General features: G+C 69.3%; 10 protein-coding genes and 1 pseudogene. 5 read left to right on the top strand and 6 right to left on the bottom strand.

What is annotated here, in order from left to right; translation table 11 throughout:
• Window positions 1–154: 154 nt before the first annotated feature.
• The 4 genes from L0P92_RS09805 to L0P92_RS09790 form a co-directional block, all read right to left on the bottom strand.
• Window positions 155–1,516, bottom strand: a complete 1,362-nt coding sequence (locus L0P92_RS09805; RefSeq protein ID WP_234762142.1) for an AAA family ATPase — start codon at window positions 1,514–1,516, stop codon at window positions 155–157.
• On the bottom strand, window positions 1,513–3,021 hold the full coding sequence (locus L0P92_RS09800; RefSeq protein WP_234762141.1) for a hypothetical protein: 1,509 nt from the start codon (window positions 3,019–3,021) through the stop codon (window positions 1,513–1,515). The genes L0P92_RS09805 and L0P92_RS09800 overlap by 4 nt, the downstream gene beginning before the upstream one ends.
• A complete protein-coding gene (locus tag L0P92_RS09795) occupies window positions 3,018–4,136 on the bottom strand; it encodes a hypothetical protein (protein WP_234762140.1) in 1,119 nt (372 codons plus the stop codon). Before L0P92_RS09795 ends, L0P92_RS09800 begins: the two co-directional genes overlap by 4 nt.
• A 75-nt stretch (window positions 4,137–4,211) precedes the next feature.
• Window positions 4,212–5,087 (bottom strand): hypothetical protein, encoded by an 876-nt coding sequence (locus L0P92_RS09790; protein ID WP_234762139.1) that lies wholly within the window; start codon window positions 5,085–5,087, stop codon window positions 4,212–4,214.
• Between the two features lie 131 nt (window positions 5,088–5,218).
• Between L0P92_RS09790 and L0P92_RS09785 the strand changes: the two genes are divergently transcribed.
• From L0P92_RS09785 to kilB, 5 genes are all read left to right on the top strand, one after another.
• Window positions 5,219–6,856, top strand: coding sequence for a PD-(D/E)XK nuclease family protein (locus tag L0P92_RS09785; RefSeq protein ID WP_234762138.1), 1,638 nt, complete (start codon window positions 5,219–5,221; stop codon window positions 6,854–6,856).
• Window positions 6,853–8,031 carry a pPIWI_RE_Y domain-containing protein gene (locus L0P92_RS09780; RefSeq protein WP_234762137.1) on the top strand — a complete coding sequence of 393 codons (1,179 nt, stop codon included), beginning with the start codon at window positions 6,853–6,855 and terminating at the stop codon, window positions 8,029–8,031. The genes L0P92_RS09785 and L0P92_RS09780 overlap by 4 nt, the downstream gene beginning before the upstream one ends.
• The gene (locus L0P92_RS09775) at window positions 8,024–11,461 is read left to right on the top strand and encodes a pPIWI_RE_Z domain-containing protein (RefSeq protein ID WP_234762136.1); all 3,438 of its coding nucleotides are present in this window, start codon (window positions 8,024–8,026) and stop codon (window positions 11,459–11,461) included. The genes L0P92_RS09780 and L0P92_RS09775 overlap by 8 nt, the downstream gene beginning before the upstream one ends.
• 58 nt (window positions 11,462–11,519) lie before the next feature.
• The gene (locus tag L0P92_RS09770) at window positions 11,520–14,387 is read left to right on the top strand and encodes a pPIWI_RE module domain-containing protein (RefSeq protein WP_234762135.1); all 2,868 of its coding nucleotides are present in this window, start codon (window positions 11,520–11,522) and stop codon (window positions 14,385–14,387) included.
• Between the two features lie 766 nt (window positions 14,388–15,153).
• Window positions 15,154–15,633: a plasmid transfer protein KilB gene (gene kilB / locus L0P92_RS09765; protein ID WP_234762134.1), complete on the top strand. Its 480-nt coding sequence runs from the start codon at window positions 15,154–15,156 to the stop codon at window positions 15,631–15,633.
• A gap of 16 nt (window positions 15,634–15,649) precedes the next feature.
• On the opposite strand, the gene L0P92_RS09760 is transcribed toward kilB, so the two are convergent.
• Entirely contained in the window at window positions 15,650–15,913 is a 264-nt protein-coding gene (locus L0P92_RS09760; protein WP_234762133.1) for a hypothetical protein, read from the bottom strand.
• Between the two features lie 134 nt (window positions 15,914–16,047).
• A pseudogene (locus tag L0P92_RS09755) lies at window positions 16,048–16,702 on the bottom strand (hypothetical protein); the annotation flags it as partial.

Below are 16,702 nucleotides of genomic sequence, written 5' to 3'. Positions count from 1 at the left end.
CACCGGTGAACACGGCCACGAGCGCGCTGAGAGCGAGAGCGAGTAAGACGATGTGACGAGGCGCTGAACAACAGCGGGAATCGCAGCACTGACGACGGCGGAGGGCTGTCGTGCATTCTCGGTAACACTTGCGGCACGGCAGGGAGCGCTCCCGTCAGCCACGTGTTCTGTGTTCCCCCTGCTCCAGCCGCCCCATGACCACCTGATGCGCCCGCCACCCATCCGGAAACTTAGGCGGCACATCCAGATACACGGGACTACTCCGCGGATGCCGGTCCAGCAGATCCCGGATGCCGGCCCGCGCCACCACGATGCATGCGAACCGGTGCCGGGACAGCAGGACGCACAGGCGGCCCGTCTCCAGGTGGAAGGCGGAGGCGTCGTGGCGGCCGGACAGGGGGTGCCAGACCAGGGTGACGTCGAACTCGCGGCCCTGGAGGCGGTTCGCGGTGTCCACGGTGATGTCGGTCAGGCCGCGGGCGGCGAGGCGGGCGCGGACCGTGTCCGCCTGGATGGTGCGTGCCGCGCCGATCGCGATGCGGGCCTCGGTCAGGGGCTCCCCGTTGACCAGCGCACCGCGCTCCAGCAGCCGGGCCGCCGTCGCCGCCAGGGCCTCGGCGACCTCGGGGTCGTGGTCGAGGGTGTGGCGGGCGGGGAGTTCCAGGTGGCCCCAGCCGGAGGCGGCGGCGCGGGTGAGGACGTCGTCCAGTGGGGTGGAGCCGTGGGGCAGGCTGGCGTACGACAGCACGCGTTCCGGTGCCGTCGTACCGGAGACGAATTGGTAGAAGGGGTAGAAAGCCTGTTCGACGAGACCGGCCGCCGTCTCTGGTAGGCGCCAGGAGACGGGGAGCTGGTGGCGTACGAGATCGGGGTTGTGGGCGAGTGTGACGTCGACCGCGTTGCGCAGGGGGTCCCAGGTCAGGCCGTGCCAGCGGTCGACGTCCACGGTGGCGAAGGGGTCGAGCTGGCCGGGGTCGCCGACGAAGAGGACCTGCGAGTCGGCCTCGCTGAAGAGCGGGGCCGTGGCGAGGAGCGCGTCCGAGCGCATCTGGTACGCCTCGTCGACGATGGCCCACCGCCACGGCTTGCACTTGTCCGGGCTGACGAACGACCACTTCTTCGCGGTGGACGCCACGACGGGCAGCTCGCGCAGGTCGGTCACCTGGGTGCTTCCCGTGATGTTGGGGTGCCGGGTGACGCGCGGTGGAAGGGTGTGGCTACTGGCGTGCAGGCGGCCGATCGCCAGGCCGGGGTGCTCCCTTGCGAGGCGGTCCACCAGGTCGTCGACCTGCTCGTTGGTCTGCGCGACGATCATGAGCTGGTGGCCCGCCTGCGTCAGGTGCCCGGTTGCCCGTACCACCAGGGTGGACTTTCCGGCGCCGGGCGGTGAGTCCACGACGACACCTCGGCCGGGCGCCGTGTCGAGGTTGGAGAGGATCCCGGCGACCGCCCGGTCGGCGCGCTCGCCGGGGGTGAGCCCGTCAGGGGTTCCCGTGGTGGGAAGAGTGGAGGTCACTCCCAGGTCTCCTCTGCGTCCTCGTCGGTGGGTTCGTACGGCCGCGGCGGACCGCCGTGGGTCCAGGGCGTGTCCTCCTCGCTGGGCAACGAGGAGGGCATGCCTTCGGGGAAGCGCGCGGTGTACGTCAGCTCCTCGCCGGCCTCTGCGAGAGTGCCGGGCGGCGCCGGCGGCTTGCGCTTGTTCGCGAAGCCGCCTTCGAGCTGGAGCACCACCATGTGGACGCCGTTCTCCTGGTGGACTTCGAGGATGCGGCTTTTCTGGGTGGGCCTGGCGGGGGACCGTACCTCCGTGCCCACCGCCAGGCCGACCTGATCGTCGGTGCGGAGAGTGATCGTCGGTCGCCACACCTGGGAGCCGGGGCGGGCACCGGGGATGAAGCGGTTCTCGTCCCTGGCCGTCACCGTTCCCGTGAACGCCTCGCCGGTCAGTTCATACTCCGCCATCACCAGCGGGTCGTCGAAAGCACGTTGTGCCTCGTAGCGGGTGACGGCGTCTTCCAGCCGGGCCAGTCGGCGGGCGGCGCCGACGGCGTGGTCGCGGCGGGCCTGCGGACGGCCGTCCGCGTCCAGGTACTCGGCGTAGTCGGAGAACAGGCGCCGGTCGAAGGCCCAGCGGTCGGGGACGTGGCCGCCCTCCGGCAGGTTCCGGAGCAGTTCCACACCGCGCCACATCAGCTGCCAGGTGGGCAGCATCTGGCCGCGCAGCTCACTGTCGATCTGGCGGCCGATCGCTTCACGGCCACGCTCGTCGGACGCCTCGTCGTAGCGCGTCATCACCTCGTGGAGGGTCCGGTCGAAGACCGGGTCCGTGGACGGGCCGGCGGGCGGCCACACCGTGGGGTCCTCCGCGTCCCGCGCCGCGCGTGCCCCGTCGCTGCCGTCCGGCGGGTCGATCCAGGCGAGCAGGGACGGGAGGTGAGAGTCCTCCGAGGGGCTCTGGCCCGTGACCCAGTGCGCTGCGAGCATTCGGGTCATCGCGAGGAGCGCACTGGAGTCAGGGAACTCGGCCAGGTCCGTGAACCAGGTGAGCCACTTGCCGAGCGTGGGCACGGACGGATCGACCGCGTACGGTCCCTCCGTGGCACGCAGTCTGGTCAGACGGCCGAGGAGGCGGACGTATGCGATGCCCTCGCCGTTCGGCACGAGGAGCTGCGGGGCCCGCAGGAAGCGACGGCGTTCCTCCTTGTCCTTGCCGCGGCCGACGGTGTACGGCTCCGATTCCGTCCGGCATTCGTCGATGTACGTGAGCAGCAGCGCGGCGAGACGTGCGGCGAACCGGAAACGCTCGGCACGGTCACGAGGCTGACGAACTGTCAGCAGCGTCGGATTGTCCGGGTCCGTGCCCGCGAGCGCGGCCAGCGGGGCGCATGCCTCTCCGGCGAGCGTGAGCGGTACCAGGACGAACGGCCGCTGATCCAGGTGTTGGTGGCGGACCGTCGCCAACGGCTCGGCGCGGCCGGTGCGAGACGCCGTGAGCGCGGCGACGGTGGACAGCGCACTCATGCGGCCCCCTGGCGGAGTCGGCGCAGCCGGTCGGCGGCGCGCAGGAGTTCGGCGGCTTCCGCCTCGGCCTCTCCCGGGGCGGCGACACCGTCCAGGTAGTCGAGCGCGGCGCGGGTGGAGTCGATACCCGGCAGGTCGTTGCGGACGCCGCTGCCCAGACGGGCCGGCGCGGCACAGGCGTCGGCCTCGTCGCGGCAGTAGCGCGCCATCTCACAGAAGGAGAGACAGGTGGGGGTGTACGAGGCGTCCAGCGTTTCTATGGATGAGGCGAGTTCGTCCGTGTCCCGGTCCGTGTCCAGGGTTGCGGTCGCAGGGAGCTGCTCCGCGAGGTCCTCGGCGCGACGCAGTCGCGAGAGCTGGAACTGGAGGGCGTCCAGTTCTTGCCGGAGGTCGATCAGACGTCCGTAGGGCCGGTTGGAGAAGTCCTTCGGGCAGACGAGCAGGAACTCGTGGGCGAGTTGTTCGGGGGGCAGGCCAGCGTCTTCGAAGATGCGGCGCAGGGCCAGGACGTACACGGCGGCCTGCTTGGCCGTCTCGGCGACGGCCGTCGGGTTGGCCTGTCCGTCGATCGCCGCGAACGAGCGGATCAGGACGACGTAGAACTTGCCACCGATGCGGTGGGTGAGCGCGTCCGGCTCCAAGTACGCCGTCTGCCCGGCGACTTCGAGAGTGACTACGGGGCTGTCGAGGATCAGCCGTACGTCCTGGCCGGAGGCCACGTGCGCGATGAGGCGGCGGGTCTCCCGCTCGCGTACGGGCAGGGAGGCATTGCCTCCCACCTCGTTGAGGTCTTCGACATGAGCCTCCGCCACGGGAACGGAGAGCTCCTCGCGCAGCAGCCGGATGAGCTCGGCGTGCCCGCCCCACTTCACGAGGCTGTGGAACGCCTGCTCTCGCGCGAGGGCGAAGGGCGACTGGCCGAAGCGCGGCTCGTATCCCACCCGCTGGGCGAGGAGCGCCTTGTCCACACCGGCAGCGTCGAGGACGGCGCGGCGAGCGCAGGCGGGGTTGGCGGTCAGGGCGGTGATCTTGCGGGCGGTGTACGGCTGAGGCGGGCGTGGTCCGCGTAGTCGCGCGAGTCTGTCGTCGGGTGGTTCGGACTGTTGCGAGGGCATCGTCTCTACTTCGGGAACGTCTTTGGATGTGCCGGCGGTGCGTGAGGCGACTGCCGTCATCGCCGCCGGGAGAGGTCAGTGCATGCTGCCGCTCGCGTCACGCAGGGCGTCGCGCAGAGGCGCGGCACCGAACAACTGCTGTGCGTCGGCCAGTTGGGAACGGGCACGCTGTGCTGCCGCTCGCCGCTGTTGGTCGTCCTCCTGCTGGTGTACGGCCGCTTCGGCATGGGCGGCGGCGATCACCCGGGCGGGGTCGGGTTCCGCGGCGGCGGCATCGCAGGCGCCCGGGATCGTGAGGGCGAAGCGGCGCAGTAGCCGCCAGGCGGCGTCGGGGGCGGGATGTCCCGCTGTGGCTAGTCGCTGGATCTGCTCGGCTGTTCCGACCGCATGCGTGAGGAAGTCGGTGCGCGGGCTGAGCGGGCCGATGATCCGTCGTTCCACGGGCCAGGTGGACAGGGCGAGCAGGCCGCGGGCGGGAACCAGGCGATCGTGGGTCAGTGCCGCGCAGATGTAGTACGGGCGGGCATAGCCCTGTGCTGTGAAGGAACGTTCCTCGTCCCTGCGCAGCGACGCGAGTTTCGCGGCGATGAGCGGCTCGGTGAAGAACGCCTCGTACGCGGACGAGATGAGTTTCGGGGAAGCGGGAGCACCCAGCAGGGTGAGCGCCTGGTGGACCTGTTCGCGGACGGGGATGGAGCCGTGCACAGGACGGCTCTGCTGGCGTGGTTCGCCTGTGGTGGTCGGTGGCGTCCGCGTCCTGCCGTTGGGTGGGAGCGCCTCGGCTTCCGGTCCGGCCTCCGCATCCAGAGCGCGCTCCCATGCGGCCTCCGCCTCGCGCAGAGCGCGGCGGATGCGCGTGGTTTCGGCCTTGTCCCGGGCTCGTACGGCGCCACGCAACTCGGTGCGCAGCTGGGACAGGCGCTGCTCCAGCTCCTCCAGTGATGCCGACATGACGGGCAGCTTAGCGCAGGGACCAATCTATGCCAAGAACTTCCAAGGAGTTCCAATGTTCTGTGCTACGGTCGAAGACGTCGACGCACCCGATCGGTTCGAGGGTGACGTCTTTCGAGAAGGGGGAGGCAATGGCGCACGACCCGGCATGGCGCAGGCCGCTCTGGCTCACGGGGGACGAGAGTCTTTTGCGGGTCGGGCCCGGCACAGGCGGCGACGAGGAGCACACCTGCCCCTCGCACGCCGCGGCCAAGGCCCGCCCGGCTCTGTGGCCGGCCCAGCGCCTGCGGCTGCCCAAGCCGGAGCTCGAAACCTTCACCCTCGGGCCGGTCATGGACGCCGTCGACCGGATCGAGTTCCATGAGGAGACGTCCGACCAGGCCCTGGAGATGCTGCGGTCCCGGACTCCTGCCCTGCACCCTGGACATCTCACGTACGCCGAACACGCTCTGCGGTCGTACACGCAGACGTTAACGGGCGACAGCGGCAAGGAACTGCGGCCGGTCCGTCCCTACTGGGTGGTGCAGCGCGAGAACGGCAAGTTCTGGGAGATGTACGCCTGGTGGCGGCGGTACGAGTCCGCAGACGGACGGCTGCGCGAGTACCGACGGCTTCGGCACGGTCAGGCCAAGGGGTCCGAGCCCGGCGAGATCGCCATCGCCGTGTACGTAGCGGTCCATGGGCGGGCGGCGGCCTGGCCCCGTAAGTGGTCCCGGGCCTTCCAGCCGCACGGCCCCGTCGCGCGGCCCGAGCGCGTACGGGTCGTCGAGGTCGGCCTGGCCGACGGCCGGGCGCGCGTGCAGTTCGACGGTACGGCCGAGGAAGCCGAGGCGTACTACGCCGAGCACGGGCACGCGCATGTGGCCCGCGTCGTGGCGGGCGGGGCACCGACACCCGGCTCCTCCTGCGTCGACTGCAAGCAGTTCACGGGCTGCGAGGCGGTGCCGCGCAGGCCCGGTGTCCTGGGGATCTCCTCGCGTGTCGCTCCGCTGCGGAAGGTGTCCGTCAGCGATCTGCGCTACCACGCGGCCTGTCCCGCGCAGGGGTTCCTGCGTGCGCTGCACCTGCCCAGGTCCGACGAGTACGGCAGCGCTGCCAAGCTTGGCCAGGCGGTGCACGGCTGGATCGAGGAGCTGCACAGGCGTGACGGATGGCCGTCCTGCGCCGTCGCGGACATGCCCGTCGAGGGCGAGAACTGGACGCAAGGGCGGTGGCGGGTCTCCGACGAGGACGCCGCGACCGGCCGGGACATGCTGCTCCACCATGTCGAGGCCTGCCCCTTCCAGGACCCCGCTCTCATCCAGCGGGTCGAGCCCGAAGCACTCCGAGTCGTCCACGACACCGCCGCACAGGCCGTCGTCATCGCCAAGCCTGACCTGCTCTACCAGGAGGACGGCTCGTGGGTGTGGCGAGAGCTCAAGACGACCAGGAAACGGCGCCGCCACCTGGTGGACCTCCTTGAGACGTACCCCCAACTCGCCCTGGCCGTCACGCTGCTGGCACAGGGGGCCCTGGGCGGTGACCCGTCCGGATCGCGTGTCGAGGTGGAGATCCTCCGGCCCGACGGCTCGGATCCCCATGTGATCGATCCGACGGACCCCGGCCGGCAGGCCAAAGCGCGGTCCGTGCTGCAGCGGTACGCCGGTCCCTGGCGGGAGGACGAGGCCTGGGAGGCCCGGCCGGGACCGCATTGTCAGTCCTGTCCGGTATCCCAGTGGTGTCCGAGTGCCGCGCCCGGCTTGGCCGTTGCGGGGGAGGGAGAGGTATGACGACGACGGACGTGCGGCCCGGGAGCCCCGAAGGCGCCGGGACCGCAGACGAGACGCTGCTGCGCCTGATCGCCAGCGCTCTCGCCGGCCTGTCCCGGCAGCGGACCGTACCCAACCCGGTCTACCCGGCCAAGGTGCAGAACGCCTACAACCGCCTCGTCCTGCACTGTCTGCGACGGGGTGAGGAACCGCCGGGCAGCGTCCCGGAGATGGTCCGCTGGGCTTGCGAACGACCGTTGGCAACGTGGCCGTTGGCGCTGCCCGATGAGGCCCGCGCCGGAGAGGCCGTGCTCGTCGACCCCGAGACCAGGCTGCCGCACCAGCTGTGCCTGGAGTGGGAGGTGAGCGCGGCCGACCCCGCCGCCGAGCTGTTCGAGAACGAACGCATCCTGGAAGCCCTTGCCGTCTGTCGTGCGGCCAAGTCCCCCCACGCTTACACCGCGTTCCGGGCACTGCTCACCTCCCGGCCTGTGCTCACCGGCGCCGAACTGGCGCTGCTCGGCGGTGATCCGGAGTGCGGGATGCTGCTGCACAGTGTCATCAAGCGCTGCTACGAACCCGTTCCCGCCTCCTATCTGCGGGAAGGTGCCTACCGCCAATGCGCGCGCTGCCGCTGCCTCATGGTGCCGCTGCTCGGCGGCGGACACCGGTGCGAACTGGACCGGTGTCGCCGCGACGGGACGGGGTACGACGGCATCCCGCTGCGACCTGACAAGGGAGGGATCTTCCAACTCAGCCGTCCCTTGCGGATGTTCGTCACCAGCCCCGGACTCGCCGAGACCGACCTGGAAGCCGCTCTGAAGAAGAGGTTCGGTATCACGGCCGAGATGTGGCCGAACTACGACGCGTACGACCTTCGCGTCCCCCTGCCTGGGCGCCGGTACTGGGCCGTGGACGTGAAAGACCGCGTGAATCCCGCCCTGCTGGCGCGCACGATCACCCCCTTCCGGGGCGACCCCCCGTACGACCGGGCATTCCTCGTCGTACCCCGCTACCGCTTCCGCGAGAACGAGGCGTACGGGCGCCAGTTCCGGCGCAATCTGCCTGACGACATGACTGGGCGGGTCACCCTCCTGGACGACCAGGCCTTCCTGCGGCTGGTGGGTCGCGAACTCACGGACCTGAGCCGGCAGGAAACAGAACCGCCACGCACCGAAGGAGGCCGTCATGCGTGACCGCAGCGGATGGCACCGGCGCTGCTCGCCGCAGCAGCTCACCGAAGTATGGCCGGCGAACCTCGGCAGCTTCCGTCCCGGCGACCTCCTCGACGTCGAACTGGGTCTCTACCTCCTTCAGGACGTGACGCCGACCCGCACGGCCGCCGACGTCTGGCCCCTGCTCGGCGGCTACCCGTACAGCGAGGCCTTCGGGGACGTGCGCACCGACGGGCAGCGACTGCGTGTCCTGCGGGCCCGCCACCACCTGTGGGACCTGCGACGGCGCCACGCGTGGAACGAGGCGCTGGCCGACTACCTTGAGGTCCCCCAGCAACTACGGGGCTACGACCTTGACGGACCCGACGACGTGCCCCGCCGTCGCGAGCCCGCGCGGGCCACCCGCCGCTTCGAGATCTTCGAAGATCTGCTCAGCACCGCGCCCGACTTCTCCACGCGCTCCGTTCCACTCGCCGAGGCGGGAGAGCACACCTTCCGGGTGCAGGACCGCACCCACTCCGTCGTGTTCGACGGGGAACTCCTGACGGAGGTCCTGCCGCGCGCTCACGTCCTGGACGCGCCGCCCGCAGGGCACGGAGAGCCCGTCAGCGTCACCTGGGAGGAACTCGAAAAGGCCGCCGAGGCGATGGACGCCGTGGAAGCCACGGCACCGGACGGCCCTCGCAACGACTGGGCCGGACGCCTTGAGCGCGTCAAACTACTTGTTCGCGACGAGGAGTCCGGAAGCTTCGCGAAGAAGGGACGGCTGACCGTCGACCGGCTGCTGCACCTGGTGGGCACGGTCGGCGCCGGCAAGTCGACGATCCGCGACATCCTGACCTACCACGTCGTGACCCAGACGCCGCGCCGCGTCACCATCGTCGTGGGCGACGTGGCGGAAACGCTCGCCGTGGTCGAGCAGTTCGACCGACTGGGCGTGCGGGCCGCGCCGATCCTCGGGCACTCCACGCGCGAGCGCAACATCAACCGGCTGCACCGCCGCACCGCCACAGCCGGCGCAGCCACCATGCTGGGGCACGACCACGCGGGCTTCGCCTACCTGAGCAGCGCCTGCCCGGTCGACGTCCTGCGCGGCCTGGAGGCCCGCCGCCCGCTCGGCATCCGCGAGGCGCCGTGTCTCACGCTCTTCACCGTTCCCGAGGCCGAGGCGCCCGAAGGGGATCCGCTGCTCGACGACGACAGTCCGTCTGTTCGCGACTCCCGGCGTCCGAAGCCTCAGCGGCGGCTGTGCCCACTGTGGAACCGCTGTCCCCGCCACCGTGGGGCCCGGGACCTGGTCGACGCCCAGGTGTGGGTCGCCACCCCGGCCGGACTGGTGCACAGCTCCGTGCCTCAGCACCAGCACGACGAGCAGCTGCGGTACCTCGAACTCGCCTGCCGGATGAGCGATCTGATCATCGTGGACGAGGCGGACCGGGTGCAGATGCAGCTCGACACGGCCTTCGCCCCGGCCAGCACCCTCGTGGGCAAAGCCCCGAACTCCTGGTTCGACGAGGTCGCCGTGCACAAGTTCCAGCAGATGGCTCGCGACGGACGGCTCCAGCTGTCCGCCCGTGACGTCGACGACTGGACCAACGCCGTCAACACGGTCAGCGCCGCCACCGACCGCCTCTACGCGCTGCTCGTCAAGGACGACGGGCTCAGGCGCTGGATCAGCGTGGACTACTTCAGCGCCTTCACCCTGCACAACCTGCTGCTGGACAGCTGGTTTCCCGGCCGCAAGGAGGGCGAGCGCCCGCCTCCGGCAGCCCGGACACTGGACACCGCGCTCGGACGGTTCCGAGATGATCCCCTGCACGAGCAGCAGAGCGACACGGCCGACGACGAAGTGACCCGCCTGGTGAACACCTTCGTCCACCTCACCCTCGAGCTCCTGCACGCACCGCAGGGTGCGCGAACCCGGGAACGGCTGCGCGAGACCCTCACCACCATCGTCACGGACGACTCCGGAGCGCTTGACAGGATCGACCTGCAGGCGCGGCGTTTCGAGTTCACACTCATCCTGTCCGCCCTGCACAGCCGCCTCGACTTCATGACCACGCTGTGGCCGCGCGTCGAGGCCGCACTCAACCTGGAGAGCGCCTCCAACGTGCTCTCCCGCAGGCCCCCGAAGGACTACGAGGCGGTCATCCCCGAGTCGCCCATGGGTAACGTGCTCGGCTTCCAGTTCCGCCACGACGACCGCGAGCGAGACGGCGACCGCAGTGGGGAACTCCGCTTCTTCCACTGCAACGGCGTCGGCCGTGAACTGCTCATGCGCCTGGGCGATCTGTGCGCCGTGGATGGCCGTCCGGGTCCGCACGTCCTGCTGATGTCGGCCACGAGCTGGGCGGGTACGTCCAGCAGGTACCACGTGCACGCCCAGGTCGGCGCTGTACTGCGGCCCCGCGACGAGGAGGTCGAGGCTGTCCTGGGGAGCGAGTTCCGCAAGGAGTTCCTGTACTGGCCCGGAAACGATCAGCCGAAACCGTTGCGTCTGTCGGGCTGCGACCCCGAGGAGCGGCCACAGGCCCTGCTGCACATGCTGCACCAGCTGGCCGTGCCCGACCGCAGTCTGCCCGACTCGGTGAGCATGCTCGACGCCGAACTGGATGAGATCGACGATCCGGAGCGACGCCGCATCCTGCTCCTCGTCGGTAGCTACGACGAGGCACGCAGGGCCGCCGAATACCTCAACCAGATCCCCGAGTGGAACGGTCGCGTCACCCAGCTGGTCTCCGACGACGCGGACGCCGACACCGCCTGGACCCGGCTGCCGGAGGACACCGCCGCACGCACCCTGCCCCGCGGAGACGTCAAGGCGTTCCCCTCCGTCGGCGGTGACCTCCTCGTCGCCCCGCTTCTGGCGGTGGAGCGCGGGCACAACATCGTGCTGCGCGGAGGCAAGGCGGCCATCGGCACCGTGTACTTCCTGGCCCGACCTCACCCACGGCCCGACGACATCTCGCTCGCCATCCAGTCCATCAACGACTGGGCCGTACGCCAACTCCGCGACACCGACGGCACGTTCAGGCAGGCCGCGCTTGCCGCGGCCACACCCGACCGAGCCGCCGTCGCGTTCCGCAGTCGTGCCTTCCGTCAGTGGAACCGTTATCTGACCCGCAAAATCGCCTGGTCGAGCCTGCGGGACGACGAGAAGGTGGCGTTCACCTGGGACCAGCTCGTCGTCATGTGGCAGGTCATCGGCCGCCTCGTCCGTGGCGGCGTGCCGGCCAGGGTGGTCTTCGTCGACGCGGCGTTCTCGCCGCGCGAAGCCGGATTCCAGGCCGCGGACACGCCCGACACCAGCCTCCTGGCCAGCATGCGCGAAGTCCTTGCCCCCTACTTCGATGCCGACCGAGTGTCCGATCTGGAGCCCGCACCGATCGACAAGTCGCTCGTCCGCGAGCTGTACGAACCGCTCTACCGCGCCCTTGTGGACATGGGCTGACGGCCGACGCAACCCGATACTCGCACGTCCTCTTTCACTCTCGAGGAGAACCAGCATCGTGGAATACCAGTACCTCAGGGCCGCCGCCTATGTGCCCGACCCGGCGCGGGGCCCTTTCGCTGTCCCGATGTACACGCTCACGCTCCCCGCTCACTGGGAGGAACCCGTCCTGCGCCTCTACCACGACGGGCTGAACGAGCGCCAGGCCGAACGGCGCCGCCGCGTGCCGACGAGGCACATCAACCAGCTGCTGCGCGCCACCGCCCCGGACATCGTCACGGTCGACTCCACGGCCCGGTTCGGCTCGGCAAACCCCTGGCTGTACCGCACGGAGCCGTATCCGATGGCGGTGACCAACCTTTACGTCGCCACGTGGCTGAAGAGCCTCCAGCGGAGTCCGAACGACCCAGAGACCGCGGGTCTGCTGATGGACTGCTTCCGCGACCTGGACACCTCCGCGCTCAGCTGGCAGCCGGGCATGGTCGATCTCCTCGAACTGCAAGACACGCCACGTGAGACCGCGGTCCCCGCCTCGCACGTGTACCGGCTTCTCCCTGACGTCCTTGCCGACAGGGTCACCCGTCTGGCGCCGTACGAGCACAACGGGAAGCGGCTGGTCTTCCGTCAGGTCGCCGGCCTCGGCGGTTCCCGGGGCGCGGGAAGCGGCGGCGCCGAGCTGATGTCGGATCTCATCGAGTACGTGCCCACGCGCCGCGGTGGGGGAGACGGCAAACCCGCGTACTACGCCGCGACCATCAGGGTCACCGTGCGTACGGTGCCGTTCTCGCCCGTCCCGCGGATCCATCTGAGCGCAGGTGTCCGCCGGTTCGTGCGCGGCAAGGTGTACATCCCGTACGGCAAGGGAGTCTCCGCCTACCTGCTGCCGGACGCTTCCCTCGTGCACGACGGACCGGTACCGCAGCGCTTCGCTGTCGCCATGCTGGACTGGAAGAACGGCACCACCAGCTGGCGACAGGGCGGACCGGAGGGAATGCTCACCCAGGTCACCGCGCTGGACGCGCTGCCCTCCCCGGACCGGCTGGTCAAGGAGGCCGACCACTGGATCCGTAGCCGGGACGGCATCCAGGTCGCCGTGGGACATCACGCGGTCATGGGCAAGCACACCATCGGCACGGGACTGATGCCCAGCGAGCGGCGAAGGCTGATCGAATGGGCGGAGCAGGCGCTCGCCCCGGAGTTCGTGCCGGTCCCGAAACTCCGCCGAAGCGCGTATGCCGGCCCGCCCACGAAGCAGTTGAAGAAGCTGCCCTCCATCCCCAAGAAGGAGCAGACGCCCGAGGACCTCGCGGCCATCCTCGACAAGCGGGAACAGCGCTCGGCGCACAATGCCCAGGTGCTGCGCGCACGCCTTGCCGAGGCCCTGGAGGGCGAGGACCTCACGGCCTTCGTGCTCTACCAGTCCGACGTCATCCGCGACCAGATTGTCGCGGCCGCGGAGGCCGGACTGGGCCTCGCTGGGCTCCGGCGGGAGGAAGCAGCCGACACGTGGACCTGGAAGTCCGAGGAACTGACGGTCCGGCTGTACGCCCGGCCCCTCGGCGCCCTGGGCGGCCCGCTGGGCGGCGACCGTGTGCCCCGCCGGGGCAAGGAGCACGACGAGGCCATCGCAGATCGCCGGACCCAGGTCACGAACGCCATGCACAGCCTGAGGGCAGCCGTCCCAGGCGTGCGGTTGGCCTTTGTGGAACTGGACGGTGAGGAAGCCTTCCGCCATGCCAAGCGGCGCAGTGACCCCAAGTACGCGATCCGCCTCGGCTGCGCCGACGCCGGCTTGGTAACCCAGTTCATCCGTCCCTTGGACGCCGCCACGGAGACGGAGGAGAAGGCACTGGAGGACGCGCGGATGCGAGCCGCCTCCGCCTGGTCGGATGGCATGCGCCAGACCGGCGTGCGGTTGGTGCCCCAACACACGCTCGGCGACGCACTCATCCCCGTCGGCCTGAACCAGGTCGCCTTCCACCTCGTGGAGCGCCGCCAAGACGGGCCCACGGGCAAGCAGCAGTTCACGCCCATCGCGGTGCTCATCCGGCCAGGAGCGAAGTGTGTCCTGGGCAGGTCCGCGGACATGCACGAGTGGGTTCCGTATCCCGAGCTTCTCAAGGCGTTGACCGGTCGGGTCGAGGCAAAGAGGAGCAGCGCCGACCAAGCGGCCTTCATGGCAGCCTTCATCAAGCAGACGTTGTCGAGCCTGCGCAGCACCCCGACACTCGTACTGACGCACGCCCAGGACGTACGGAAGCGTTGGCCGTGGCTGAAGAACGACGGCTTGGAGCAGGACAGGCTCGGGCTCGACGGTGGCCCGGCGCAGCGGATCGGGCTCTATGGCAAGCAACTCCGGGTCGTCCGGATCGCCGACGGCACCAGGGACGAGACGGCGCAGTGCTGGGCGGAGCGGGAGGAACTCAATCCTGGGCTGGAAGGGCAGCAGCGCGGAGGTATCACGATGGGGCTGTGGAAGCCCGAGGTGCCGGGTGATTCGGGCCGCGTCTTCTACAGCACGGTCGGCAAGTCCAGTACGCAGACGAAGCTCACCAATGATGATGCGAAGCTGACGCCGCACACCAACCCATCGGGCAACAGCGCGCACCGTCCCACGGCGAACGCTTGGAATCCGGATCTTCTGGAGCTCACGGTCGCCTGTCTCCAGCCGGGCGACGATGCCGAGGCATGGGCGGCGTTCGTGCACCAGCAGCGTTTCAGCGAGGACTACCGAGAGGCACGCGACGGCCTGGGCATGCCTCTCGCCCTGCACCTCGCACGGTTGGCGGACGACTATGCCTTGCCGCACGAGATCGAGGATTCCGTAGATCCGACGCAGCCCCAACCCACAGATCCGCCCGTCAAGGATTCTCTGGGCCAGATGGCCTTTGCTTTCGACTTCGATGGCGAGGGTGACGACGACTGATGGTGAGCGCAGGTACGGGGCCACCAACAAGATGTACGAGGCTGTAACCCGCAGTTGCGATGCCTGGCCCGGTTCACACACGGCCTCGAACCAGTGTGGGAGTCCGGGACGTTGGTACGGCTCCACGTGATCGTGTCCGAGGTCGACAACGATCCGATGGTGCTCCCCACGCCCGCGCGCTCCTCTGTTCTCCGAGGAGGGTGCGACCGCCTACCTCGACCCCACGTGACGGATCCGGACCGCGTTCTTGGGGTCGGCGCCAGGACGCCTCCAACGACAGCAGCCCCGTTGCGCACAACCTGCGTTCCATTGATGAGATCATCACGTTCTTCGATGGTGCCCCGCCAGGTGGTGTAGGGGATCAAGTCACCGGAATCCGCAGGTCGGAGACAGGGTCCCGCCGGATCGGGCGTTCAACCCGCTTCAGCGGGGTGCTTCGTGGGTTGTTGCCTCCACCGAGATCACCGTAGGCCTCGATCCGGAATGCGGAGCGCTTGATCCCCTACACCACGTCGCGGGACCAACCCGTTCTTCGACGGTCAGGCGCGATGCCGTCGCACGTAGCCATCAAGGTAGCCACACCAGGGCACGTCCAGCACGTTTGCACAGGTCATAGCGCTGTGGTGACACTCCCCGGCGTATAGCCCGACTCGTCTGCCGCTGAGGTGGCCACGCGCCAGCCCGGGCGTCGGCGAAGGCATGAGTGACGCTGCGGCTGCTTGACGAGAGTTGAAGGTTCCAGTTCCCTCCCTAATAAGGGGGATATATGTGGACCACGGTCGTTGCTGTCCTGGGGACCCTTCTCGGCGCAGTCGTCGCTGGTGCCATCCAGCACCAGAGTGCTCGGGCAGGCCGTGTCCAGGACCGCGCGGACACGCTGCGGCGCGAGCGGTTCGATGCCATTTCTGCGCTGGCCGCGTGTGCGACTGAGCACCGTCGCGTCCTGTATGCGCAGCAGGACTTGCAACGCCAGGCTCAGAGGACAGATCCGGAGTATCTGGCCGCCCTGACGGCGGAAAGACACGCGACCCGGTCGGCCACGACAGCTCAACTCGTCCGGGTGCAGTTGCTCATCCTCGACCCAGCCGTGAGGCAGGCGGCCGCCGACCTGGTGACCTCTACGTACAACCTCCGAGACCTGACCGACGCCGACGCCATCGAGGCCCACCGTCGAGCAGCCGTCGCCGCACACGACAGCTTCGTGGACACCGCCGCCTGCTACCTCAACCGCTCGCCAGGTCTCTGATGCCGGGCCCGGATCGTCAGGGGACGACGGGCTCCTGGAAGCCGTTCGTGGTGATGTGGGCGATGGCTGACGGGTGGCTGGTCAGCCACTCGCCGCACACCCGCCAGCGGGGGGAGGTGCCGTCGCTGAACTCGGGGCGTACCTCCGCGACGAGCCTGTGGTCGCACTCACCGCGCGACGCCATCGAGCAGATCACATCGCCCTCTTGCTCAATGGCCGGTACATACGGGTGGATGGACAGGATCGGAGAGCGCATCTCCCGCGCCGCTGCATGAGGCATGGCGCGGAGAGTAACAACGCGGGTGCGTCGGCCGCGAAGCGCCGGCCGTATGTGTGGCTCCCTGATGCCACGTTCGGTTGGAGTGCTGCGGTTGGTCCGGTACGCCGCCGGAGGCTGAGGCGGCGCACCGGGGGTCAGTTGGCCAGGGCCATGCGCTCGACCCAGGCGACCTTCACGGACTTGATGTCGGACAGTTCGTGGCCGTCTTCGAGGGTGACGTACTCATCGAACTCGCCCTCGTCGGCGTCCGTCTTGCCGGACTCCAGGTGTGTCGCACCGATGTAGGTCTGGCCGATGAAGTCGCCGTCTTCGTCGAAGCCGTTGACGATGACGGAGTAGTTGGCGGGTTCGTTGCCCTTGTTGGTGATCTTGTAGACGAATTCGTAGGTCGCGTCGTCTGAATCGCTGTACGAGTCACAGTCGTTGTACGAGAACTCGTCGGTGTCGTCGCAGTCCTCGTCGTCGCTGTACGAGTCGTCGTCCCCGGTGACGAGCTTGCCGCCCGAGACCTCTACGTGGTCCATCGGGTCGCCGTCGCCGGCCAGTGACCACCAGGCGATGCCACCACCGGTGAGGAGGACGGCGACCGCGGTGCCGACTATGAAGGCTCGCTTGCGCCGACCGCCCTGTGGGGTGGCCAAGGGCGGCGGAGCCGTGGGTGGCGCCGGGGGCATTGGAGGGAGCGAGGTCCCCACGAGTTCGGGCTCGGAGATGGTGGGCTGGGGTTCCGGCTGCTGGGGTGCCTTGTCGTTCAACTGGGTCTGCCTTGTCGTGAGGGTCGGGCGGGGT

It is taken from the genome of Streptomyces muensis, from assembly GCF_021474425.1.
Taxonomy (GTDB): domain Bacteria; phylum Actinomycetota; class Actinomycetes; order Streptomycetales; family Streptomycetaceae; genus Streptomyces; species Streptomyces muensis.
This window is presented reverse-complemented; position numbering and strand designations above follow the sequence as displayed.

Excerpts from the sequence above, each read along its gene's own strand:
- L0P92_RS09800 (WP_234762141.1), bottom strand. The coding sequence starts at position 3,021 with ATGAGTGCGCTGTCCACCGTCGCCGCGCTCACGGCGTCTCGCACCGGC.
- L0P92_RS09795 (WP_234762140.1), bottom strand. The coding sequence starts at position 4,136 with ATGCCCTCGCAACAGTCCGAACCACCCGACGACAGACTCGCGCGACTA.
- L0P92_RS09790 (WP_234762139.1), bottom strand. The coding sequence starts at position 5,087 with ATGTCGGCATCACTGGAGGAGCTGGAGCAGCGCCTGTCCCAGCTGCGC.
- L0P92_RS09785 (WP_234762138.1), top strand. The coding sequence starts at position 5,219 with ATGGCGCACGACCCGGCATGGCGCAGGCCGCTCTGGCTCACGGGGGAC.
- L0P92_RS09780 (WP_234762137.1), top strand. The coding sequence starts at position 6,853 with ATGACGACGACGGACGTGCGGCCCGGGAGCCCCGAAGGCGCCGGGACC.
- L0P92_RS09775 (WP_234762136.1), top strand. The coding sequence starts at position 8,024 with ATGCGTGACCGCAGCGGATGGCACCGGCGCTGCTCGCCGCAGCAGCTC.
- kilB (WP_234762134.1), top strand. The coding sequence starts at position 15,154 with ATGTGGACCACGGTCGTTGCTGTCCTGGGGACCCTTCTCGGCGCAGTC.
- L0P92_RS09760 (WP_234762133.1), bottom strand. The coding sequence starts at position 15,913 with ATGCCTCATGCAGCGGCGCGGGAGATGCGCTCTCCGATCCTGTCCATC.